Origin of the sequence: Oribacterium sp. KHPX15 (assembly GCF_900107835.1) — a bacterium.
Taxonomy (GTDB): domain Bacteria; phylum Bacillota; class Clostridia; order Lachnospirales; family Lachnospiraceae; genus Oribacterium.
In genome coordinates this window covers 19,337-43,135 of record NZ_FNRG01000012.1, presented here as the reverse complement: position 1 = coordinate 43,135, position 23,799 = coordinate 19,337, and the positions used below count along the sequence as shown (strand labels likewise).

Annotated in this window: 26 protein-coding genes and 1 pseudogene; 2 read left to right on the top strand and 25 right to left on the bottom strand. The window is 43.0% G+C overall.

Going from position 1 to position 23,799, the window contains the following annotated elements; all coding sequences use genetic code 11:
- Positions 1–11 precede the first annotated feature (11 nt).
- On the top strand, positions 12–488 hold the full coding sequence (fliW, locus tag BLV86_RS08945) for a flagellar assembly protein FliW (RefSeq protein WP_242840062.1): 477 nt from the start codon (positions 12–14) through the stop codon (positions 486–488).
- Between the two features lie 42 nt (positions 489–530).
- Positions 531–746: pseudogene (locus BLV86_RS18630) on the top strand (carbon storage regulator); the annotation flags it as partial.
- 218 nt (positions 747–964) lie between these two features.
- Here BLV86_RS18630 and BLV86_RS08935 read toward each other — a convergent pair.
- The 25 genes from BLV86_RS08935 to BLV86_RS08815 form a co-directional block, all read right to left on the bottom strand.
- The gene (locus tag BLV86_RS08935) at positions 965–2,821 is read right to left on the bottom strand and encodes a nucleotidyltransferase family protein (RefSeq protein ID WP_090816374.1); all 1,857 of its coding nucleotides are present in this window, start codon (positions 2,819–2,821) and stop codon (positions 965–967) included.
- 158 nt (positions 2,822–2,979) lie between these two features.
- The gene (locus BLV86_RS08930) at positions 2,980–3,381 is read right to left on the bottom strand and encodes a hypothetical protein (protein WP_031549294.1); all 402 of its coding nucleotides are present in this window, start codon (positions 3,379–3,381) and stop codon (positions 2,980–2,982) included.
- Between the two features lie 19 nt (positions 3,382–3,400).
- Positions 3,401–3,802: a flagellar export chaperone FliS gene (locus tag BLV86_RS08925; RefSeq protein WP_031549292.1), complete on the bottom strand. Its 402-nt coding sequence runs from the start codon at positions 3,800–3,802 to the stop codon at positions 3,401–3,403.
- Positions 3,803–3,872: 70 nt separating this feature from the next.
- A complete protein-coding gene (gene fliD, locus BLV86_RS08920; RefSeq protein WP_090816372.1) occupies positions 3,873–5,495 on the bottom strand; it encodes a flagellar filament capping protein FliD in 1,623 nt (540 codons plus the stop codon).
- A gap of 207 nt (positions 5,496–5,702) precedes the next feature.
- A complete protein-coding gene (locus BLV86_RS08915) occupies positions 5,703–6,407 on the bottom strand; it encodes a late competence development ComFB family protein (protein WP_175456487.1) in 705 nt (234 codons plus the stop codon).
- A 43-nt stretch (positions 6,408–6,450) separates the two neighbouring features.
- Entirely contained in the window at positions 6,451–7,425 is a 975-nt protein-coding gene (locus tag BLV86_RS08910; protein ID WP_090816369.1) for a hypothetical protein, read from the bottom strand.
- A gap of 136 nt (positions 7,426–7,561) precedes the next feature.
- The gene (locus tag BLV86_RS08905) at positions 7,562–8,452 is read right to left on the bottom strand and encodes a chemotaxis protein (protein WP_090816445.1); all 891 of its coding nucleotides are present in this window, start codon (positions 8,450–8,452) and stop codon (positions 7,562–7,564) included.
- An 86-nt stretch (positions 8,453–8,538) separates the two neighbouring features.
- Positions 8,539–9,021 (bottom strand): chemotaxis protein CheD, encoded by a 483-nt coding sequence (locus BLV86_RS08900; protein ID WP_031549282.1) that lies wholly within the window; start codon positions 9,019–9,021, stop codon positions 8,539–8,541.
- Positions 9,022–9,024: 3 nt separating this feature from the next.
- Complete coding sequence (locus BLV86_RS08895; protein ID WP_031549280.1) at positions 9,025–9,648, bottom strand: chemotaxis protein CheC; 624 nt, start codon at positions 9,646–9,648, stop codon at positions 9,025–9,027.
- A 22-nt stretch (positions 9,649–9,670) separates the two neighbouring features.
- On the bottom strand, positions 9,671–10,471 hold the full coding sequence (locus tag BLV86_RS08890) for a flagellar hook-basal body protein (RefSeq protein ID WP_090816366.1): 801 nt from the start codon (positions 10,469–10,471) through the stop codon (positions 9,671–9,673).
- Between the two features lie 117 nt (positions 10,472–10,588).
- Entirely contained in the window at positions 10,589–11,425 is an 837-nt protein-coding gene (locus BLV86_RS08885; RefSeq protein WP_031549275.1) for a flagellar hook-basal body protein, read from the bottom strand.
- Between the two features lie 84 nt (positions 11,426–11,509).
- Positions 11,510–12,295 (bottom strand): sigma-70 family RNA polymerase sigma factor, encoded by a 786-nt coding sequence (locus BLV86_RS08880; protein WP_090816364.1) that lies wholly within the window; start codon positions 12,293–12,295, stop codon positions 11,510–11,512.
- A gap of 42 nt (positions 12,296–12,337) precedes the next feature.
- Entirely contained in the window at positions 12,338–14,500 is a 2,163-nt protein-coding gene (flhA, locus tag BLV86_RS08875) for a flagellar biosynthesis protein FlhA (RefSeq protein ID WP_031549271.1), read from the bottom strand.
- Between the two features lie 253 nt (positions 14,501–14,753).
- Positions 14,754–15,824 carry a flagellar biosynthesis protein FlhB gene (flhB, locus tag BLV86_RS08870; RefSeq protein WP_031549269.1) on the bottom strand — a complete coding sequence of 357 codons (1,071 nt, stop codon included), beginning with the start codon at positions 15,822–15,824 and terminating at the stop codon, positions 14,754–14,756.
- 90 nt (positions 15,825–15,914) lie between these two features.
- Positions 15,915–16,670, bottom strand: a complete 756-nt coding sequence (locus BLV86_RS08865) for a flagellar biosynthetic protein FliR (RefSeq protein WP_090816362.1) — start codon at positions 16,668–16,670, stop codon at positions 15,915–15,917.
- A gap of 1 nt (position 16,671) precedes the next feature.
- Positions 16,672–16,938, bottom strand: a complete 267-nt coding sequence (locus BLV86_RS08860) for a flagellar biosynthetic protein FliQ (RefSeq protein ID WP_031549265.1) — start codon at positions 16,936–16,938, stop codon at positions 16,672–16,674.
- A 139-nt stretch (positions 16,939–17,077) separates the two neighbouring features.
- On the bottom strand, positions 17,078–17,734 hold the full coding sequence (gene fliP / locus BLV86_RS08855) for a flagellar type III secretion system pore protein FliP (protein ID WP_029202089.1): 657 nt from the start codon (positions 17,732–17,734) through the stop codon (positions 17,078–17,080).
- The gene (locus tag BLV86_RS08850; RefSeq protein WP_139297902.1) at positions 17,734–18,087 is read right to left on the bottom strand and encodes a FliO/MopB family protein; all 354 of its coding nucleotides are present in this window, start codon (positions 18,085–18,087) and stop codon (positions 17,734–17,736) included. The genes fliP and BLV86_RS08850 overlap by 1 nt, the downstream gene beginning before the upstream one ends.
- Before the next feature lie 5 nt (positions 18,088–18,092).
- A complete protein-coding gene (gene fliN, locus BLV86_RS08845) occupies positions 18,093–19,538 on the bottom strand; it encodes a flagellar motor switch protein FliN (protein WP_090816358.1) in 1,446 nt (481 codons plus the stop codon).
- Positions 19,539–19,570: 32 nt separating this feature from the next.
- Positions 19,571–20,023, bottom strand: a complete 453-nt coding sequence (gene flgC, locus BLV86_RS08840) for a flagellar basal body rod protein FlgC (protein ID WP_031549260.1) — start codon at positions 20,021–20,023, stop codon at positions 19,571–19,573.
- 52 nt (positions 20,024–20,075) lie between these two features.
- A complete protein-coding gene (locus BLV86_RS08835) occupies positions 20,076–20,444 on the bottom strand; it encodes a response regulator (RefSeq protein ID WP_029202086.1) in 369 nt (122 codons plus the stop codon).
- A 61-nt stretch (positions 20,445–20,505) separates the two neighbouring features.
- Positions 20,506–21,606, bottom strand: a complete 1,101-nt coding sequence (locus BLV86_RS08830) for a flagellar motor switch protein FliM (RefSeq protein WP_090816356.1) — start codon at positions 21,604–21,606, stop codon at positions 20,506–20,508.
- Between the two features lie 75 nt (positions 21,607–21,681).
- Positions 21,682–22,719 carry an OmpA/MotB family protein gene (locus BLV86_RS08825; RefSeq protein WP_090816354.1) on the bottom strand — a complete coding sequence of 346 codons (1,038 nt, stop codon included), beginning with the start codon at positions 22,717–22,719 and terminating at the stop codon, positions 21,682–21,684.
- Positions 22,720–22,722: 3 nt separating this feature from the next.
- On the bottom strand, positions 22,723–23,523 hold the full coding sequence (locus BLV86_RS08820) for a motility protein A (RefSeq protein ID WP_031549254.1): 801 nt from the start codon (positions 23,521–23,523) through the stop codon (positions 22,723–22,725).
- A 30-nt stretch (positions 23,524–23,553) separates the two neighbouring features.
- Entirely contained in the window at positions 23,554–23,769 is a 216-nt protein-coding gene (locus BLV86_RS08815) for a flagellar FlbD family protein (RefSeq protein ID WP_090816352.1), read from the bottom strand.
- Between the last annotated feature and the right edge of the window lie 30 nt (positions 23,770–23,799).

The window sequence follows — 23,799 nt, the reverse complement described above, 5'->3', positions numbered from 1 at the left end:
GGTTGTCATTCATGTTGACATTAGAAACCAGAGACTATGGAACAATCGAGTACGAGGAGTCAGATATCATCCATTTCCCGGACGGGCTTTTTGGATTCAATGAGTTAAAGGATTATATTCCTCTTGTGCTTGATGAAAACGAGGACAATACTATCCTTCTTTTACAGTCCCTTGAAAACACAGACATTGCTTTTGCAGTCGTTAATCCGTTTTCATTGGATCCGGATTACAACCCTGTGTTAAGTCCGGAGGAGTTGTCTTATCTCAATGTCAAATCCGAGAATGACCTTTCATATTATGTAGTTTGTGTATTACACAGTAATTACCTGGATAATACCGTTAATATGAAAGCCCCGATCGTTATCAATCCGGATAAACGTGTAGCCATGCAGGTTATACTTAATCAGTCTGAATATGATTTCAGACATAAATTAAGTTCCTTCTCCACAGTTCAGGAAGGTCTTAAGAATTCGGATCCTGAAGCATGACGATCGGCATACCGATAAATATAGTTTAGGGCAGGTGGTCTAATGCTGATATTAAGACGTAAAAAGAATGAAAGTATACTGATAGGTGATAATATCAGAATAACTGTGGTGGAAAGTGCTTCTGATGGTGTAAGACTTGCTATCGATGCACCAAAACAGATTTCTATTCTCCGCGAGGAACTTTCCATAGCTGAGCAGGAAAACAAAAATGCTTCTTCACCTCATCTCACTGCCATTACAGGACTTCAGGATTCTCTTAAACATATTACTTTCAAAAAGAATAAACCGACTGAAGCTGCAGCAGACAAACCTGATGAAGCGGCTGATAAAGCGGCTGAAGACGCAAAAGATAAACCGGCTGAAACAGAGGCAAAGGCTGAAATCAAAGCTGATGCCAACTCAAATAAAGAAAACAGTAAATCATAAAGAAAACCCCTTCGCCTTACATATGGCGAAGGGGTTTAAATTTTAAAAGACTATGAATTTTTTTCTTTCTCTTCCACTTCTTCCAGTGTAGGGAAGTGCCACTTCTGAACACCTATGGAATTGTGATTCTCATCCTGCGCAACAACTATCTCAGGTTCCTGTGATCTCTCTGTTTTTGATGATTCTCCCTCTTTTTTAAAACTGTACTCGAGTTTTCCCGAATCAGTGTATTCAGGTACTATAGTAACCTTATCTGAGGTTCTGTTTTTATCATTGGAAAGGATATTGTTGAAGAGTGACACATCCATACCCAGGAGATCATTTCCCTCATATTCTTCAGGTTTCTCAATGCGGGATTTTTCTGCAGCAGCCTTATTCTGTACCTGAGATGTTGCTTCCTGAACATTCTTAAGTTTAGGGAACTCCCATAGACCTATAGAGGTTTCGGCATTTTCATCCATCCTGAAGTCAGCCTCAGTGACATTCTCTCCGACACTTGATTTGATTTCTTCGTCAAGCCTTGATTTCTGTTCTTTGTCAGCCTGTACCGAATCATAAATCTTTCCTGATCTGCCGCCATCATCTAAAGAAACTGCCACACCGCTCATGCTCTCTTCCTTGATAGCCTTGATAGTTTTGGTCTCCCTGGGAAGGTAAGATATACCGCCTGAGGATTCAGCTTTTTTGGTAGATCCGTAGGAAACTTCCTTTGAAGCATCCCTTTTCTTACGTGATCCGAACCCCATCATCTCCTTCATCATCCTTAAGCCTCTGATGATCCAGAAAAACGGGAGCAGCACCGGCAATTTTTCCAGGGTTGGATACAGGGAACTCATATACTTATACTCAGGGAATATCCACAGGAGCTCCTGTTTAAATCTATGCCAGAATTCACCTCTTTCCTGTTTGCGAAGCGCCTTTTCTTCTATTTTTTTTTCTTTATCAAGCTCTCTCTGTATTTCATTTCTAAGAATACTTGCCTGATTTACCATATCGGTTCCGATGACACCGTTACTCAGGATCCTGCTTTCCATATTGTCATAAACATCTGCATCCTCGATGGTGAGCTCCGGCATGTCATCTGCCCTATTTCCAAACCATATTGATGAAATATGTATCAGACATTCGGCTATGACATCTATTTTGAACTCTTTAAATCTTGTCCATATCAGATCCTGATTCATCTTGGACCTGAACTGATGATAGAAAAGGAAAACATCAAGGAGTTTACGAATGGTAAGAGCATCCTCACAATAGTTGTAACAGATTTCTGCCATACGGAACACAAAGCTTGATTCCAGGGAAAAGGTGTGCATGGAATTGAAGGTTTTATCTATATAAGCTTTCTCCATCAATGAGGTCATGCACTTCTGATAGTTCTTTGTAATGAAAGGAAGCTTATAGTAGATTTCCACCGTAAATCCGTTGCCGGCTCTCATATGTTCACCAAACTTTGGATAAAAGTGATCTGTGAGATAACCGAGATCTATGAGAAAGCCCTTGGCAAGACTGTAATCCTTTTCACTCATAAGGATTCTCAGAGGACTGTTGCTGGCACTCTCCGGAATCCTGTAAAGTCGTCTTGTGGCTGAAGACTCAAGGACGGTTGCGGAAATCTTATGCATATTAAGCATGGTAAGAATCTCAAGCTCGGAATTTTCATAGCTTGAAGAATACATGAGGCTTTCCTGATAACGTTCAAAAAACCTCTCTCCCCACTTCTTGGGAACATGCTCAGAAGCACCAAGCATGCCGATATATATGATATTGGCAATCTTATGATAGTCGGCAAGATGAAAAAGTCTCTCCCAATCCATCTTCATGTATTTTTTGGTAAAGTCTTTTTGTTTTATCACCGATCCCACAAGATCTACAAGATACCGTCCTTCAAAAACTGTACGATTCATGCTTCTTTCCTTCCTCAAAATCCTGTTACTTGTTCAGATTCTGATGGGATTTCTTTTCTATCATTTTAACATAAAAGAATCACGGAGAAAATCTCCGTGATTCCATAAATGTCTTTAAAAACTATGCTTTTTAGCATTTTTCTCATATAGCCTACGGCTTATTCCTTGTAAAAAGACTGATCCCTTGCAAGCTGCATGTTCAAACGCCTGTCCTGATCCTGTAACTCTTTTATCAGAGACCTTGTTTTGATCCTTATCTCTTTCACAAGCTTTTCATCGGGATTCTCAGGTTCTATATTCTCGGGCTCGGAATATATAAGTCTGTGCGCCGCATATGCTGCCTTCGGTCCTGCTTCTCCCAACAGCTGTATCCGTTCTGTTGTATCCTGAACCTTTCTGAGTTTGTCCATTCTTTCTTCAAGAAGAAGCTCTGCCGTATAACCGTCATTACCTGACAGAACATCGCTTATTTCATCAGTAAGATCCTTAACATCTTTCATGAATGTATATTTTCTCTGACAAAGAACAGCGAGATTCTCAACATCCAAAACATCTTCCATACTTACCACCGATAACGCATCAACCTACAACGCTTGCCTGTCTCACTTCATGTGTATCCTGTACTACTTTGCTGGCACCGTCAAATCCGTCACGAAGATCCTGTATGATCTCGATAATCCTGGGAATTTCTCCCGCCATACGCTTGCCGGATGCCCTTACCTTTGAAATGTCATATATGATATAATCATACAGCCTTCTCAGATCACTGCTGACAGGAACAGACATATCAAGAGTATTTATAAGATATCTTATGATCTTAAGAGCTTTTCCAACATACTCCTCGAACATAGTCATATCTCCATCCTCAAGTGCTATATGTGCCTTCCTTAAGTCCTTCATACACTCATCATATAAAAGAACCAGAAGTTCTACAGGAGACATGGAGAATAAGGTATTTTCTTTATACTTTTCATAAGACATGAGCTACACCTTCTTTAAAAATATGTATCAACTAAATTTCTTTACTACATATTGTATATCGGCAAAAATCTCAATAAGATAAGCTGGATAGATAACTTGACTGAGTATTCATGCTATTAATAAGTGTTTCAAGATTGGAGAACTGCTTGATGTATCTGTCCCTTTCCAACTGAAGTTTATCCTTCCACTTATCCAGATCTTCGTTAAATCCCTTTATCTTGCTGTAGATTTCGTTTTTGTTCTTTGTAGCCACAAGCTTGTCAGAACCTGCAACTTCTACAAGACGACCATAGGAATTACCGTTTCTGGATGAATATCTTGTTGCGTAAGGTGTCATCTGCTTGTTGATAGTTGATCCGAATCCGGTACTGTTTTCGGTTCCGCACATTATGTTTGCAACCTTATCGGCATCTGTTTCCATAGCTTTACGGAATTTATCTTCATCAAAGCTGAGCTGTCCGCCATCGGCGTGATCTGAACTCAGGGTGATACCTATACTCTCAAGATCACTGTATTTAATGCCACCGTTCAGAACATCATTCATCATCCCATGAAATTCATAGGCGAGATTACGAACCTCTCCATCATTATAAAGTATTCCCTGTTTAGCCTTTTCATTCCACTTCTCGATCTCCTTTTCGGTCATCTCATCTTCCTGCTCGTCAGTAAGAGGATCATAACCGCTGGCAGGTCTTGTGGTAACGTGGGTATTAACTTCTTCAACAAGCTTGTTATAAGCTTCTATAAAGCTCTTAACACGTTCTGTGGCCTTATCAACATTGGCTGAAGCCGTAAAGCTTACACTTGCATTGTCATCGAAGCTTGTGACCTTTCCGTTTTTGTCCACCTCAATATCGCCAAATGTGCCGCTGGCTGTAATCTTGAGACCATCAACGTTGAAGGTGTTATTGTGGCTTGTGATCTTTACAGGATCGGAACCGCCGTAACTTACATACATTTCAGCATCTTTTCCGGCTGTATAATTGGATCCCTCTCCACCGAAAATAGCATTAGCCTTATCGTTAAGTTCTATCTTACTCTCTGATCCGGTAGTCTTATCAAAGAGCATCAACTGTCCCGTACTTGCAACAAAAGTTGCCTTAACACCTGCATCACTCTTGTTAATAGCATTTACAAGGTCATTAACAGACGACTCCCCTGTAAGCTCAAAGGATTTTCCGTTAATTGTCATGCCGGAAATATCATCCTGAGAGAATCCAAGATCACTTAACTTAGATGACGCCGATGCAGTCTTTCCTGTGGAGATTTCATTCATTTTACCAGAGGTCATAACAGCTGACGAAGCAAGCTGGCTTACACCCTTTACGGAAACATAATCAAGGAGATTGGAGCTTCCCGTCGCCGAAAGAAGCGCAGCCGAGGAGCTGTTTCCTGTTGTGGTGATAACTGACTTTGCATACAGATCGTTATTAACGATACTGGTCTTACCGGAGTAGCTCAGGTAGTCATCTTCCATATCGATCATCTGATCAGTGATACTTCTGTACGCTTCCTGACGCCATTCCTGCTTGGTTATATTCTGCTTTGTCTTGGTGATCTTATTGCTTGTATTTAATGTTAACTGTTCAATCAACGCATCACGGTCAAGGCCGGATGCAAGTCCTCCAAAACCTTTTAAGGAGGTATTTCCCAATGAGCTCGTACTTGAGCTGCTGCTTGATGATACGTTCATAAAAATGCTCCTTCATAATTAAAACAAAGACCTTCCCTGGCCTATAGACAATATTCCTCACTACATTTATCGACATATTCTTTAATATTATAAGCCAAATGCAAAAAAGCTCCGGAATATACAAGAATATTCCAAAGCTTTGACATTTATTAAATATATGGTTTGCAGCACACACCTTCGCGTACGATATACCGAATAATAATAAAATTACTGTATACGGTCATGTCCGTGGTGAGGATGTTCATTAACGTCCCTGATAGCCCTCATGATGGCAGAAAGGATATCCATCTTATAGTTCTCATGATAGAAGCTTATTCTTGCTGAAGTGGACTTCTTATACATAACTACGTACATGGAAGGAAGGTGGGATAATGTTGCAGCCAGCACGTCTGCCTGACATCTCTCGCAGGTACAGCAGTTATTCTTCTTCATGTATGCAAGTATATCCTCGCTCTTTAAGCACTCCTGCATGATGTTTACGATATGGAAGCCCTCATGAACCTTTGCCTCACCGAAAATCTTGGCCTCAAGTCTTCTCTGGATCGCTTCCGAAAGAACATCTCTGTCCTCTGAGGATTCTACCCTTATGGCTCTTTTCTTTTCTTTTTCCTTTTCCTGTACGATCTCATTTCTGAGATTGATATCATCAAGTCCGTATGGCCGGTAATCGATGGCAGTTCCCTTGGCAGCTGTATTCCCATCTTTTCCGACATCCTTAATTTCTTTCACATTTATGCTTTCAGCCTCAATGGCATCAAAATTCTCTGCAGCACCAGAAATAAACTGTTTGGGAGCCTGCTTAAGTCCGTTTTTGATGGAATCTGCTATATTTGCCGCAAATTCCTGAGCTTCGTCAGTTGATTCAAAGGTTCCCTTCTCAGGTCTTTCATCCTTTAATGATTCTGTACTCACAATTTCCTCCTTGTCGCAGGAGCTGCATCCCGGAATCTGTATACTAATCTGTATCTGCCTCCTGGAACAGAAAAAGCTCTGCATCAAGAGGGTATGCATCTACCTGCGCGTTGATGGAAGCTTCATCCAGGTCATAATAGTCTGTCAATATGCCTGATCCTACTTGTTGTGTCCTCTCTATAAGCGAGGAATTCCAAAAACCGGCCTCCACTTCACCATCATCAATATAATATATTACATCTCCGTATTCATTATAACCGAAATGGTAGTGTTCTACATCAATAAAATTATATTCCTGGAGTCTTAACTGCCAAAAAGAAATATCGTTTATTCCTCTTGTCACAACAGCCCATACATTCCCATTGTAAGGTTCTCTTTTAAGCACCGCACTTTCATCTGAGATGAAATCCAGCTCCATGATGGCATAAAATTCTCTTTCCTCAGGGTTCCACAGAAGTATGTCCAGTACCTGATTATCAGAAGAGGCTTTATTTATGACGATGATATCTCTGAATCCGTCTCCATTTAGGTCATACAGTGCAAATGCCGCGTTAGAAGCATTAAACTGAGCCAGAAGGGCCTTTTGATCAGAGGTTACGGTATGTTTCTTGTTTAAGGTTTTTATCACCTCTTTAAGCTTCTTTTTTGCATCCTTTCTCCAGTCGTCGAATGTAACAAGCTCGGTTCCGTCATCACCCACAAATTTGTCTCCCTTTGCAGTGTAGACATTTCTTTGTTTGATACCGTTGGTTCCGACATAATACGTTCTGCCGGTATCCTTATCCGTTTCCCATTTATCCGTAGACATGAGACCTTTTGAACCGATATAGTACTCGTTTCCTCCATAGGTTATCCACTGGTTTTCAACAGGTTCATCATAGGTATAGTAATAGTACCATTTTCCTTTTTCAAATACCCAGCTTTCAGCTGATGCTGCTTCAGAGTACAAAAGCACCATCAAAAGACCCAATATAAGGATAATGATCCTGTTTTCCAGAGCAATCCGTTTCTGTTTCATAGTCCTCCCCCACTATTCGACATCACAATACCACCGTCCCCGGTGGTATGTACAAGCACAACGCACGCGTGACGGCCTTATCGCGAAAAAAAGAGGGACAGGCTCCTGACCTGGCCTGCCCCAACAATATAGACGATTATACGCCCTTAAAATCATTCTTTCTCTGCTCTTCATATCTGCTGATAAGCGTATCCATGATATGAACCAGATGTCCGATCTCAGGCTTTGAAAGCTGCTCATCGGCGCCAAGCTCTTTACCCTTTGCTCTCATCTGCTCATCGATAAGTGATGAGAAGATAACAACCGGAAGATGACGAAGATGTGGATCTGACTTAATGAGCTTAGTAAGTCTGTGACCATCCATCATAGGCATCTCAAGGTCTGTGATAACCATGCTGACCTGTTCATAAACATGTGGATCATCCTTAAGTCCATCAAGATAATTCCAGCATTCCTGGCCATTATTGAACATATGGATATCTGTAAAGCCTGCTCTCTGGAGAGAATCGAGAATCATCTTCTGCAGAAGAACAGAGTCCTCTGCGATAACAACAGGTGCCTGATTGATAGGACGGTCTCCCATCTCATCAATCTCTGAAACCTGGATAGTTGTTTCAGGAGAGATTTCAGCTACGATCTTCTCAAAGTCGAGAACTGTTACAAGCTGGTCGTCACACTGTGCGATACCTGTAGCTACAGACTCATCACCAGAACCCAGAGTCTTATCAGGCTTCTGGATACTCTTCCATGATATACGGCTTATACCTTCGATGCTGTCAACACGGAAAGCTACCATCATCTTATTAAAACCTGTAATGATAAACAGGTCTCTGTCGCCGTATTCTTTACGCTCGCCTGTGAGATATTGTCCCAGATTGATAACTGTGATGAGAACATCTCTCGGTTTAAAGAAACCTTCAACTGACGGATGTGAATGAGGCATAGGCTTAACCTTCTCCGTCATCATGATCTCAACAACCTTGGCAACATTGATGCCATAGTACTCGTTCATGACCTTGAACTTCATGATCTCAATTTCGTTCGTACCGGACTCAAGCAAGATTCCGTCTTTTTTGTTCTTCTTCAATTCAGGTTTCCTCCTAACGGATAAATTTATAAATGTTTTTCCGGACGCCCTGAGGTCTTTATAACCACATCCCCCGTAGCCACATCCAGACTCATTGTTCTTGCATAATTCGATCCGCAATCCTCTGCAGCGATACGAAAACCTTCCCTTTTCAGTATCTCCCGGACTGTTTCTGCATTCCTTTCACCGATATTACCGAAACTGGCATTGCCGCTGATGGAGAACATCTTTGCTCCACCGGCGATCTTTACGATCGCCCTTGATTTAAGCATACCAAAAGCCGTCATTTTGCGTATAGTCTCAGCAAGACCTGTATCTGCATATTTCAGCAAATTGGGATCATCCTTGTTCTGCCTCACAGGTAGCATGATATGAAGCAGTGCCCCTAACTTCAGAACAGGATCATAAAATACGATTCCGATACATGAACCAAGGGCATAGGTGATTATCTCTCCCTGTCCACGGGTCAGTTTCATATCGCCGATCCCGACCTTAAGTTGTCTGTCCATAAATTATTCAACCCCAAGTTTTTTCAATATATTATTCAGGGATGCGATATCAGGCAGCATAAGGAGCCAGTCGTTGTAGGTCTTACCCTCAATCACAAAGTCAGCGGTACAATACATAAGCTTGTCAGTCTCATATCCATACTCTGCGATAGGTACGGTAAGTATGGCTCCCAGCATACTTACTGCCGAGCTGGGAACTGAAAGACTGATATTAAGATCTACAAGTTCTGTAAAAGCATTAACATAGGAGCAGATGATAATGTTCCCTATCTCTGTTATTGCCGAGTGTGCCATGTCATCAAAGGCTTCAAAACTGGGATATGACACGCCCATCATCTTTTCAAAGATGGTATTGGCAAACTCCAGATTGAAAAGGAACAACATGAGACCATTGATCTCTCCGTCCATCTTTACAAGTGTTGCTCCGACAACTTCCTCAACATCGCCGCCGATGGAGTCAACAGCTTCATCATAACCAAGTATCTTTATCTGAGGAAAAGTAATGCGAACTTCCTTCTGAAGCATATTTGACAGTGACGTTGCTGCATGTCCTGTACCTATACTTCCAATCTCCCTCATGACATCCAGGTCCTGAAGGTTCATTTCCCCATAATCGCGTATCCTCATTACTCGTTCCCCACTAAATTAATTATCCTCTCAACTGATTGATGGTACCTTCTATCTCGTCGGAAGTAGTCACCATCTTTAAGGCATAGGTAAATGCTCTCTGACTCTCTATTATCTTTGTCATCTCCAATGCCATGTCCGTACCGGAGCTTTCCAGAACTCCGCTTTCCAAATGAGGATAGCTCACAAGTGCTGCAGTATTCTGATTATCACCTTCACGGACTGCCAGTTCGTTGTCCCCTTGACTTATTAATCGGCTCGGATGAGGAAAAGTATAAACGCCAATTCTTGGTTTTTCTTCATTTTCTTGAGTTTCTTCGGTTTCTTCGGTTGTTTCCCCGTTCTCGTCCTCACTTTTTGCATGAAGTTTTTCGAAATCGATGACATCTGCCTTCAGCCTTTGACCATTCTGATCGAGAACATACTTACCGGATTCAGTCATGAGATAAAACTCACCATCCTCCATAAGTCCCCTGTGGAAATGTCCGTTTCTTGTATAAGTTATAGAATTGTCGTTTGGATCCTGAAGCATGAAGAAAGTATTGTCATCCATGAGACAGAAGTCTGTTTCCATATTGGTCACATTCATACTGCTGAATTTATAGTTGGAAGGGGTCTCATTAACGATGGCTCCCGCTCCTGCCTGAAGCTCTGTAACCGCTTCTCTTGAGTCGTTCAGGTTATAGTTAATAAGCTCTCTGAAATGAGAGTTTTTTGGTTTATATCCTACTGTATTGATATTGGCAAGGTTATTGGAAACCACATCAAGACTGTTTTTGAAATGATCCGCCCCAACCGCGCCGGTCCAAAATGACATATTCATATTCTATACTCCTCTATTACTGCATGTTCTTCATTTCATTTACGACATGCAAATGCTGATCTGATTGCTTCCTTGTTGATCAGTAATACAGAGAAACACTGAACTGATCAGTATTTATCAGAGTCTTCCGACATCTGAAGAAGATTTTGCCATAACTGAATCGTACATCTTGAGCATCTGTGCAGCACTCTGCAGCGCCCTTTGGGATGAAATCATGGTAGTCATCTCATCCACCATGTCAACATTGGCCCTTTCAAGCATTCCCCACTGAAGAGCAGTGCCATCCTGTCCGTTGACAACAGCGGCTGCCTGATTGGTGGAATACAAACCGTTATCCTCTTTATGAAGCTGTCCGTAATCCTGAAAATCCACAAGCCTGATCTGTCCATAGGATTCACGCTGTTCAGGTTCCTGAGCTTCAGGAGCTTCATTAGTGGGATCTTCGGGTTTTCCGGTAGTTAATGCAGCCTGAGTTTTGTCCACCCATATAGTTCCATCTTCTGAAACCGTGAAATTCTCTGTAGGAATCCTTACAGGCTGATTATCGGAGCCAAGTACCCGTCCAAGACCGTGAAGCTGAAGATAGCCTTCCTCATCTACGGAAAAAGCACCGTCTCTTGTATAACGCACTCCCTGATCTGTCTGTATGGAAAACCATCCATTTCCGCCTATGGCAAAGTCATAAATACCGTCTGTCGGATTGAATGCGCCCTGTTCAAAATTGGTATAGGTCTGCTGTGCAGTGACAATCTTGGATGTTGTGGCAAGGTCAGTAGGATTGTCCTTGTTATACCTTCCGGTACGAACCAGCATTTCTTCCTGAAAAGTAGTGGAAGTCATAGTATCCTTTTTATAACCTGCCGTCTCTATATTGACCATATTGTTGCTGACAACATTAAGTCTGCGCTGCTGTGTAAGCATTCCGGATGTCAGATTGTAAAATCCCTGATACATTTTTACTCCTTTTAGGGTCCCACCCTTTAAATGACCCACTTAATTTTTTAAATAGCGGATCGAAAAAAATACTGCAAAGCTTTGTTATGACATCTTTGACATGTAGCCCTTGAGCTTCTCTATAGCAATGGAATGAAGCTGGGAAACTCTCGGCTGGCTGATATTCATAACCTCAGCAATCTGATTCATATTTAATTCGTCAACATAGTAAAGAGAAATAACCTTTTTCTCACTATCTTTTAATGAATCAATGGCTTTTGCCAATGTTGCTACTGTCTCGTTCTGCAAGAAACTACCCTCCGGTTGTGTGTTGATGTCCTCTGAAGCCACCTGGAACAGAGTCTCATCATTGTCATCATAGGTCATGTCCAGGGACAGAACATTCACCATAGTGCGCATTCTGTCCACCTTTTTGATCTTCTTGACATCCATCTTGTAATACTTGGATATCTCTTCATCACTGGGTGCATGTCCCAGCTTCCGCTGAAGCTCATCTCTGGCATCCTCGATGTTCTTCCGGTCTCTGTGATAGTTTCTGGGCATCCAGTCATTTTTACGTATCAGGTCGATAACCATACCCCTGATACGTCTGGATATGAAGGTTTCGAACTTATTGTCCTTCTCGATATCATATCTGTCGATGGCCTTCATGATCTCAATCACGCCTTCGTTAATGATATCCTCAGGCTGCATGGAATCACTGTAAACATCCCTCATCTGATACGCTACGCTTTTTACTATATAAACGTAGCGCATGGTGAGCTCCTGTTTGATATGGTTATCATGCCTTTTCTGATACAGCTCGAAAAGCTCTTCATTGGTCATCGCTTCGAGATCATCAACTGCTCCCCTGTAAATAGTGTCGATCATATCTCATCCCCTCTAACTTTCTACATCTACTTCTGTTTCCTTTTACTTCTCCTCCAGCTTCAGACTCCCTATCGCCTGAATCTGGACATTGTTTGCAACTTCGTTGAAGGAAAGAACTCTTACCTGAGGATAGAACTGTTCTATAAGGTGATAGAAATGTGCTCTCATAACCTCTGAGGTCAGAATAACCGGAGTCTGCGAGAGTTCTTTGAATTTCTTGATTTCCTCGGATACCTGTCTTACAAGACTCTGTAAAACATCAGGACTTAATGCAAGATAATATCCGCTTTCACCTTTAGACAGTGAACTGACCATGGATCTTTCCAGATCCGCATCAAGAGTCACTACCTTCATGCTTCCGTCTTCACAATACATTCTTGTGATAGTACGTTTTAATGATATTCTTACCTGTTCAACCAGCGAGTCGATATCCTTTACCGGCAGTCCTGTCTCTGTGATCACGTCTACCATAGTCTCAACTATGGTCTCAAGATCCTTTATAGATACTCCTTCCTTAAGAAGCATCGTAAGAACCTTTTGTAAGAGATTGTAGGATACCAGTGTCGGAAATGCTTCATTAACAAGCTCCGGCGCTGTTTTCTTCAGGTTTTCCACAAGTCGGAAAACTTCCTGCCTTGTGATAAGTTCGTAGCTGTGCTGCCTGATAACCTCACTCATGTGTGAAACGAGAACCGATAACGGGTCGATAACGGTATATCCGTACATTTCCGCTCTTTCTCTCTGTTCAGGCTTAATCCATTTACTCGGGATACCGTAGGCCGGTTCAATGGTATCGATACCATCGATCTCCCTTTCAAGATGCTCAGGCTCCAGTGCCAGATAGAAATCCGTAAGAACTTCTCCCACTGCAACTGACTCGCCCTTAATTTTTATCATATACTCATTTGTTCCAAGCTTGGCACTGTCTCTGAGTCTTACAGAAGGAATGACAAAACCCATCTCCTGTGCGTATTGTCTTCTGAATACTACAATACGGCTTATAAGTCTTCCTCCAACCGACTCATCCGCAAGAGGTATGAGACTGTATCCGAAATTCAGCTCGATAGGTTCGACCTGAAGCAAATGGTATACATTATTAACATCTTTAAAAAATTCTTCCTGTGTCTGTTCAGGTGCTTTCTGCGCCTGCTCTTCTCCCGCAGCTTCAGGCTCCTCGACGCCGACATTTCCGATCCTCTGTCTCGCTCCCTGACTAGCTGCCCTGTAGGCCTCTGCCCTTACTGCTTCAGGTGCCTCGAGTATTCTCCGCTGCATTGCATATCCCGCTGCTATGAATCCAAGACCTACTATAAGGATCTGGATCAGGGGCATACCGGGAATAATGCAGAGAACACAAATAACACCGCCTGCGACCATAAATGATCTTGGCTGTGCCAAAAACTCCTTTGATATGTCCTCGTTAAGTGATCCCTCTGCCACGGCACGGGTTACGATCATGCCGGTTGCGGTAGAAATAAGAAGTGATGGGATTTGTCCCACAAGACCATCACCAACGGTTGCAATTGTGTATGTGTTTAATACGGTACCTATGTCCTGTCCGGACTGAACGATACCAATGATACTGCCTCCCACCAGGTTTATCGCAGTGGTTATCAGCGACATGACGCCGTCACCTTTAACAATTTTCGTAGCACCGTCCATGGAGCCGTAAAAATCGGATTCTCTTTGAACATTCATTCTACGACGGGCAGCTTCCTGCTCATCGATGAGACCTGCGTTAAGGTCTGAGTCGATGGCCATCTGTTTACCGGGCATAGCGTCGAGGTTGAATCTGGCTGAAACCTCTGCTACACGCTCAGCACCCTTTGTGATGACCGTGAAGTTCATGAGAACAATGACGATATAGATTACAAGACCGACAACAACATTTCCTTGCAGAACGAAGTCACCAAAAGCAGCGATGACCTGTCCGGAGGAACCGCCGTTAGACAGGATGTTTCTGGTTGTTGAAACATTGATGCCAAGACGGAACAGTGTAGTCAACAGAAGCAATGAAGGATAAATCGAAAATTCCAGCGGACTGTGGATCGTCATCGTGATTACAAGGATCATCATTGAGATGGCCATATTAAGGACTATAGCCAGATCTGCCATAAAAGGCGGAAGAGGGATGATCAGCAACAGGATGATTACCAGAGCCATAACAACTATGGAATTATCCGCTACAAATTTAGTCCATTTCATAGTCTGTGATCTGTTTCTTTTCTTCTCGTTATTCTATTCTCTATATCTTACGAACAAAATTAAGATATACATTCATTATAATAGTTTTTTAATAACTTGTCTCGAAAAAGTTATAAAATCCCTTAATTTTTTTGAAAAAATGTTTAATTTGAATCAAAATCTGCTCAAAATTAATAATTTTAGCTCTGATTTACTTTTACATCTTGCACAAATTGAAAGATTTTTCCTTCAAACCCCGGGTACCTCAGCATTATCAGGCCGGAACTTCTCCGTTATTCTTCTGTTTATAGATGTAAACCAGGAGCTCCGCCACGGCACTGTAATAGTCAATGGGAATCTCCTGCCCTATTTCACAGCTTGCGTAAAGTGCTCTTGCCAAAGGTCTGTTCTCTATCCAGGGTACATCATTATGCTCACCTATATCCACAATACGGAGAGCCATAAGGTCAAGTCCCTTTGCAATAACATAGGGTGCGCCGTGCTTTTCCGGATCATATTTTAACGCTACTGCCACATGAGTCGGGTTACGGACGATAACATCCGCTGTAGGTACTTCCTGCATCATACGACGATTCGACATTTCCCTGTGCTTCTGTTTCATCTTATTCTTTACTTCAGGGTTACCTTCGATCATCTTCATCTCATCCTTGACTTCCTGTTTAGTCATCATGAGATCTTTATGATATTTATATCTCTGGTACAGATAATCGAGAAATGCTATGACAGAAAATGCAATAACAACCCGGAGTATGAGATCCCAGATAAAACTCAAAAGTATCAGTGTGGAATTAAATGGATTCATATCAAGCATCCTGGCTATGGGAAGAAGCTTATCCTTTATGATCACATACAAAAGGACCAGCAGGATCGAGATCTTCAGAATGCTTTTTATGGTCTCTACAACCTTACTCATGGAAAACAGCTTTTTCATCCCGGATATAGGATTTAATTTACTGAATTTAATCTTGGTTGCCTTTTTTGAATAATTAAATCTTGTCTGTACGCCGTGTGCCAGTATAGCCAGTATCACAGAAACCAGAAGTATGGGCATACTACATACGAGAGCATATAGTATGAATCTGTAAAAAAGTGGAGGTCCCAATGGATCATACTTAGTGTACCCTATACACTCAATCACAAAAGTGAACATACTTCTTATGAACTTGTAGATAGTTGGCAGCATTATACGGATCATGACAAAGACTCCCAACAGCATGACCACTGTTGCTACATCTTTGCTTTGACAGACATTACCTTCTTTTCTCGCCTCGCTTAACTTATGCGCGGTAGGCTCTTCGGTTTTGTCAGCGCCTTCGTCACCCATGTATCGTCCTCCTGTTACTGTTTCTTCCGCTCACAGGTTCAACGTCCGGGACAGGAACCTGCAGTTTCTGATATTCGTGATCCAAACCTGCTACCCGGCCAGGACTCTCACTATTTCATCAAGATGTGTAAACATACCCTCCATTATCCGGATGATCATTTCCGACATCGGGGTAAAAAGCACCAGAAGCATTACCATGCCGGCAATGATCTTTAACTGAAAGTTTACTGCGAAAATATTAAGCTGAGGATTGATCCTCATAAGAATTCCAAGGGATATCTCAGCCAAAAGCTCGATTGCAAGTATCGGAAATGCAATCTGTAGTCCAAGCACCATGCAGTCAAAAAACAGTTCAAACATGTATCTTGCTATGCCGAAATTCAGCTGCACCTGTCCAAATGGGATGTATTTCACAGAATTAAACAAAATACCGATATATCTTATATGTCCTCCGGAAGTGAAGAACACCATACTCATGAAAATAGCAAGAAGATTTGATGTAGGTGTTGACTGCTGATTTGACGCAGGGTCAAATACCTGTGCCATGTTGAGACCCATAACAAAGTCAATAACCGTACCTCCGAAACGAACAATGGCAAAGGTGAGATCCATTCCGAATCCTATACAGGCGCCTATGGCAAGCTCCTTAACCAGCAGCATTCCGTATTCAAGAAGAGTCTCCGGCTCCGTATAAAGAAGGCCCTCATTCCAGATGAACATCATGGCGGAAAGCATAAATACAAACATGCCCTTTATGGATGGTGAAAACTCATTTCTTGCAATCACATTATTGAAGGTGATGACTCCCGTAACACGCATTACTATGTAGCTGAAAAGAATGATCATGTCAGCCTCCGGAAGCTATCATATCTAGAATCTTCACAAAAAATTCCTGGATCTTTACAAGTATGGTACTTCCAAGAAGTGCCAGCACAATAAGAATGGATAAAAGCTTAGGCACAAATGTAAGGGTCTGCTCATTTATGGAAGTGGCAGCACTGAATATAGCCAGCACTACACCGACTATCATACTTATAAGTAAGAGCGGCAAAGCTATTTCCAGAGCCAGCATAAATGTCTCTCTCAATGTGTCAAGTGCAACTCCGGTGGTCATTATATATCTCCTCTATAGGCGAATGTTATTCGCCTTTATTTCTGACATTCAGATGCTAATCTGATTGGCTCCTGTATTTGTTTTTTGTCCGCTGCGATCCTGTCAGAAGGTGTCCGACGTGTCACTGTGAGCCTGTCGTCTATCTGAAACTCCTGATGATGGTAGAAAACATCAGTTCCCAACCATTCACAGATATAAAAAGCAAAAGTTTGAAAGGCATGGAAACCATGGCGGGTGGCAGCATTACCATACCCATGGCCATAAGAGTTGTGGAAACAACTATATCTATAAGAAGAAAGGGAAGATAGATGAGGAAACCTGCGGTGAAGCCTCTTTTAAGCTCCGATGTCATAAAAGCGGGGGTTATGATGGTAATGGGATAATCTCTTACATCGTCCTGAACCGCTACTTCAGCCATCTCCACAAATCTGTCGAGGGTTTCCTTTTCCGTATTTCTGAGCATGAATTCCTTGGCGGGAACCACCATACGTCTGATGCACTCTTCCTGGTTGATCCTTCCAGCTCTGTAAGGCTGATATGCCTGTTCGTTTATCTGGGCAATTGTGGGACTCATGATAAAGAGCGTAAGAAACAGGGCCATACCTGCTATGACCATGTTGGGCGGTGTCTGCTGAACACCCATTGCTGTTCTTGTAAAAGACAGGATAATGATTGTTCGAGTGAACGAAGTCATCATGACAACAATAGATGGCACCAGGGCCACCATCGTCAGCATAAATATCAAATCCAAGGTCGGAACGTTTCCGCCATTTAATCCGGTCAGTAAATCCCCCATTATTTACTGCTATCCTTTCCGTCTCTGAACTGCTTCCAATATCTGTTCAGATACTGAGAAAAATCGCCGGTCATATGAGGACCCGTACTCTCTTCCGACGAGAAATCGCCATCGAGCTCCGTGAGGATAGAAACCCCTTGAGAAGAGGAGCTCATAAGATAATGCTTTTCATTAATCTTAACGATCAGCAGCAGGCGATCCTGTCCAACTGCAAGCTGATCTATGACTTCCATATATTTTGCGGTTCCGTGGAACTGCCAGGTCTTACCTAAATATCTGCTGCAGACATAAGCCAGCAGCAGAATGATTACAAATACCAAAAATCCGGATAAGAGTGAAATAGTACTGTGCATAGCTATCACAAACCTTCCGTACTTATTTCTTTATTGATGATCTCGGTGATACGGATACCAAAGTTATCTTCAACGACAACTATATCTCCACGGGCTATACACTCACCGTTTACATAGAGGTCTGCCTGTTCACCGGCCATCTTATCCAGAACCACCAGGGAACCCTGTGTGAATTCAAGGATATCCTTGACAAGCTTCTTGGTCCTTCCTATCTCAACAGAGATATCCAGAGGAACCTTCATAAGCATCTCTCTGTTTTCTTCCTGCTCTTCACCCTCAACGGAATCAGCATATTCAGGTGAACTGAGAGACTGAACCTTAACACCGGGTCTCGGTTCTTTTCTTGCATTCTTTCTGTCTTCCTCTATATCCTTTATAAGCTGCATCATCTGGGTCTGTGACTGTTGCATCTGGTTAAGAAGCTGCAAGGTCAAAGGATCCGGGGCCGCTGCTACACTCTGAACATACTGAGGTGCCGCTGCTGCCGGGGCAGGTATCGGCTGTGGTGCAGGTGCTGCAGGTGCAGGTGCTGCAGGTGCTGCCGGGGCAGGTGCAGGGGCCGGGGCAGGTGCGGGCGCCGGAGCTGCCGCTGCAGGCGCAGGTGCAGGTTCTGTCGAAGCTCCACCATGAAGAAGTGCATCTACTGCCGCCTGGTCTAAAGGTCCTGAGGATGCTGCCGGGGCCGGAGCAGGTTCTGACGCTCCTCCGTTAAGAAGCGCATCTACCGCTGCCTGATCCAAAGGTCCTGAAGAAGCAGCTGCTGCCGGTGCAGGCTCTGGTGCCTGCTCCTGAACTTCCGCTTCTGCTGCAGCATTATCCTCCTCGTCATCACCTCCATCGCTAAGCTCCAGACCAAACTGCTCAGCAAAGGGCTGAAGCAGTCGTCTCATAAGCGATACGGACATGATATTAAGGAATTCACTTTCCAGCTGTTTATCTTCTATTTCGAGAGTAAAGCGAACTACAACTTCTTCATTATCACCGGGGAAATATTTTTCTTTAAATTCTTTTTCGTTTGGAATTTCAAAAGATACGGGCGTAGAAATGTCCACAGTTGTTCCCAGGAACTCTGAAAGCGCTGTTGCGGAAGATCCCATCATCTGGTTCATGACTTCACGGATGGCAGATGCATTCATCTCATCCATCACAAACTCTTCCTCCGGAATGTCCATGCCCATCATCATGCTGACGATGACACGCACATCGTTCCGGCTGAACATCATGACATTTTTTCCGTCAAGACCTTTTACGTAGGAAATCTCAACGCCAATAGCGGGTTCAAGCTCCCTGAACTCGAACTCCGTTCTACTCTGTACCTTAACTATAGGCGTTGTAATATTGACCTTCGTACCGAGCATCGTTGATAATGCTGTTGCCGAAGAGCCAAGGCTGATATTCATTATCTCGCCTATGGCGTCCATTTCCATTTCATTAAAGCGACCAGCACCCATTCCTACTCTCCTTTACCCCTCAAAAATAGTAGTTAAGTCTTTATTTCAAGTGCCTTCTGTGCCATCGCCTTCATAGCATTAAGAGCAGTAACGTTCGCTTCATAAGATCTGGTAGCGGACATACTGTCTACTGTTTCCTTCAGTACATCAACATTGGGCATTTCCACATATCCATCCGCATCCGCATCGGGATGGGAAGGATTGTATACTCGTTTCATCTCACGGGTGTCAGTAATGATCTCCGAGACTCTGACTCCCGATCTTTGTTGTGCGCGAAAGCCTCTGCCTCGCTGGGCATTTCTGAATGCTTCAGCGAAAGATCCCTCTCCGTAGCTTTCAAACACAACATCCTTACGCTGATATGCGCCGCCTGATTCAGTGCGGGTCGTATCAACATTGGCTATATTCTCAGCAGCTATATCCATCCTGAGGCGCTGGGCGCTCATTCCGGAGGCTGCTATATCGAACGAACTCAAAAATGACATATCATTCCCTCTCTTCCTTAAAAGCACAAAGGAACATGTCGCTCCGGTTCATTTATGCACCAAGAATATTCTTTACTGTAGAAGTGATTCTTTCTGCATTAAATGGCTTTACAACGAAATCCTTTGCACCGGACTTTATCGCATCAACAACCATTGATTCCTGACCCATTGCGGTACACATAACGATCTTTGCATCAGGATGAGCTTCTCTGATCTTCTTAAGAGCCTGAAGACCATCCATATTGGGCATGGTGATGTCCATGATAACAAGGTCAGGATTCTCCTCATCATACTTCTTTACTGCTTCGGCACCATCCTGTGCCTCAACATATTCACAATCAGCAAAGCCGCCCTTTGTAAGGGAATTCTTAACCATCATACGCATGAATGCAGCATCATCAACAAGCATAATCTTAGCCATACTTTTTTCTCCTAGCTTTTAATAAAATATACGTTATATATCATGAACTGTGAGAGAAGCATCAACCTGTCTTCTGCTCAACAGACTCACTCAAAAGATCCGCGATAATCTCCTCCGTGGGTTTATCCTTCCCGGTGGGCCTTATTCTGTCTTCAATACGTACCGCGATATTTTTCTTGTGGACACCCATGGTTCCCATGAACCAGGGCTGTCTGCCCACATAGAGCTTGACCTTACTTTTGGCGGATTTGTTCAAATCTATAACATCACCCACCTGCAAATGATAAATATCACTTATATCAAGCTTTATAACTCCAAGCTGACCTGTGATAGGGAACTTGGTATCCTTTATATGATTCATGATAACATCCGAATTGTTCTCGTAAGAGAAGCCTCTTGCGATATGCTTACGGTTATCAATAATCTTAAAGATATGCTCAAGCAATGTACCCGGTATACAGATCCTTATCTTCTCTGCAGCAATTCCGGAAACGTCTACATTGAGAACCAGGATAACAACTGTCTCATCAAGACCTATCTCCTGAGTCATGGAGGGGTTTTCCTCCACTCTCTGCATCTTGAAGTCAATGTTTATGTAATTGGAGAATCCATCGTCCATGGAATGGATAACATAGTCAAGCACCTTCTTGTAAAGTGCCATCTCCACGTCGGAATAACGATAGTTATCCTCTACACGAACAACCGAATCACCTCCACCCAGCATGTGATTTATAAGTGTGATGATAAGACCCGGTGTGCAATATATCATGAGAGGCACGTTACTCTTGCCCTTTTCGCTGATATAAGCATCAACTATGGTCATGCAGTCATTCTCATGGAACATGTTTACATACTCATAGTAACGGCTTTCTCTAAGCTCTATAACAGTTATATCCGTAAGAACACGGAATACACCGTTTACCTGAGATGTAAGGATTCTTGCATAGTTCTCATAAATACTTCTAAGGAGCTTGATCTTATCCTTTGTGAACTTACGAGGACTATAGAAATCATACTTATTAAAGTTTTCTTCTTCTTTCTTTTCCGATTCCGCTGAAGCTTTGGTTTCCTCAACTTTTTCTTCTTTGGATGAAGATCCGCCGCCACCGGACATTGATTTCAGAAGTTCATCAATCTGACTTTGGGATAATACGTCTGCCATATGTTAAACACCCCTCATTGTTTATCATACCAGGTTAACACACCTCTTTACACGGCAGGCGTATAATAAATAAAACTACGGTCCGGCCTGTAAAGCGGCATCCAGTGAAGTTAAATCCTTCACTGCGTTTGCTGCATAACTTTCTAAATCAGCCTGACCCGACACTCCCTCGGCGGATGAGGTAACAGACGATGTATCACTTCCTCCGGCAGGAGTCAGCATCACCGTATTTTCACTTATACCGGCAGACAATCCATCATCTGCCGTTGCTACGCTTTCACCGGTTGTAATGATAGTGGTGTCAGCGTTAATGCCTTCATTCAGTTCCTTATAATACTCATCCAGATCCTTGACATCACCGTCCTTATCTATGATCAGTATCTCAACCCTTCGATTGGCAGCTCTTCCTTCAGGTGTGGAATTGTCCTCAAGAGGTCTGAACTGCCCGTATCCGATGCTTACCAGCTTATCCGGATCCAGGAATTCTTTATTTTGTATGTAGATACAGACCTCTGCTGCTCTCATGGCGCTAAGCATACGGTCGTTTCTTGCATTGTTTATCTTACTCGGATCAGCCTGTGCGGTATGACCCATTACATTAAGCTGTGATATCAATTCATTATCTTTGCTTATTGTATCACATAATATGTCCAGTGTCTTCTGCCCCTGCTCAGATAATACAGAACTATCACCGGCAAAAAAGGCTTTATCCTTAAAAACCACGAAGGTGTAGTCCTCACCCCGGGTTACGGTTACCCCTTCGATACCGGCCTCATTGAGTTTCTGGGCTATCTGAAGATAAATCTCGGACAGATCCGACTTCTCCAGAAGGTTCTCCTCAATCTCGGGGTTTCCCACTATACCCTCCGGCGGCACTCCTTCTTCCACAACCTGGGCGTTAATGAGAGCAGTATCCTCTTTTTCCTGAGCAGCTCTCTCACTGGGGGTTTTGCCATCCGGATAGATACTTCTTACGAAGAGATCCCATTTCTGGCTGTCAACACTTGACATGGAGTACAAAAGAACGAAAAAGCACAGAAGCAAGGTTACGAGGTCACCATACGTGTCCATCCAGCTTCCGCCTTCGTCACCTCCTCCGCCTTTCTTTTTCATCTGTTATTTACCTCCTCCGTCTGCCTTCTTAAGCAGCTTGGTCTGCTGTCCTCTCTGCAATGATGCAAGAAGATGTTCTCTGATATACTTGGGGTTCTCACCTGACTGAATGGATATAACGCCTTCAATAACCGTAGAACAGTAAAGAACCTCTTCTCCTTCTCTTACCGCAAGCTTCTGTGCGATAGGATGGAATATAACGTTTGCAAGGGCAGAACCGTAGAATGTTGTGATCATGGCAACACCCATGTCCTGTCCGAGGGTACTTGCACCTCCGGATCCGGAAAGATCCATACCTCTAAGCATGTTTACAAGTCCAACCAGTGTACCGATCATTCCAAAAGCCGGTGCCAGGGCTGATCCCTTAACATACATACCTCTTGCCTCATCATGACGGGTCATCATATCTTCAACCTGTCTCTCAAGCACAAATCTGACTTTATCGGGATCGTTTGCATCCACGATCATAAGTACCGCCGATTTGAAAAACGGTTCCTTTATCTCTCCTGCCTTTTCTTCCAGTGCCAGAAGTCCGCTCTGTCTTGCTATCATGGCGAGGTCCACAAGCTGCTCTACAGTTTTCGGAACATCATACTTCTTCGGGCCTCTGAGACAGGTTCCGATATGCTTCGGAATATCCTTCAGCATTCTGAAAGGATAACAAGCTATCAGACAGGCTATGGTACCACCAACAACGATGACCAGAGACGGTATATCAACGAAGTTTCCAAGTTTTTCGAAAGTGATACCGTTGACGATAAGCGCTGCCGCTATAATCCAACCGATTATAAGAGTTAAATCCATCTAGCTAAGCCTCCTGTAACCCCTCTTATCTTATAATTTCTCACCCGGAACATCCACACCCCTGAAGATCACTACCTCATGCAGAAATCTTATAATCTGAGCTTCGATGTCCTCCAATGTATTCTTAACCAGATAATAATCGCCCGTTGTCAGCTTCACCTTGGTTTCAGGTATCTTTTCGATCGACAGTATCTGGAGGTAATTTACGTACAGTGGTTCACCGTTTAATCGGATGAGTTCGATCATAAAATAGTATTCCTTCTCAATTTATCGGCT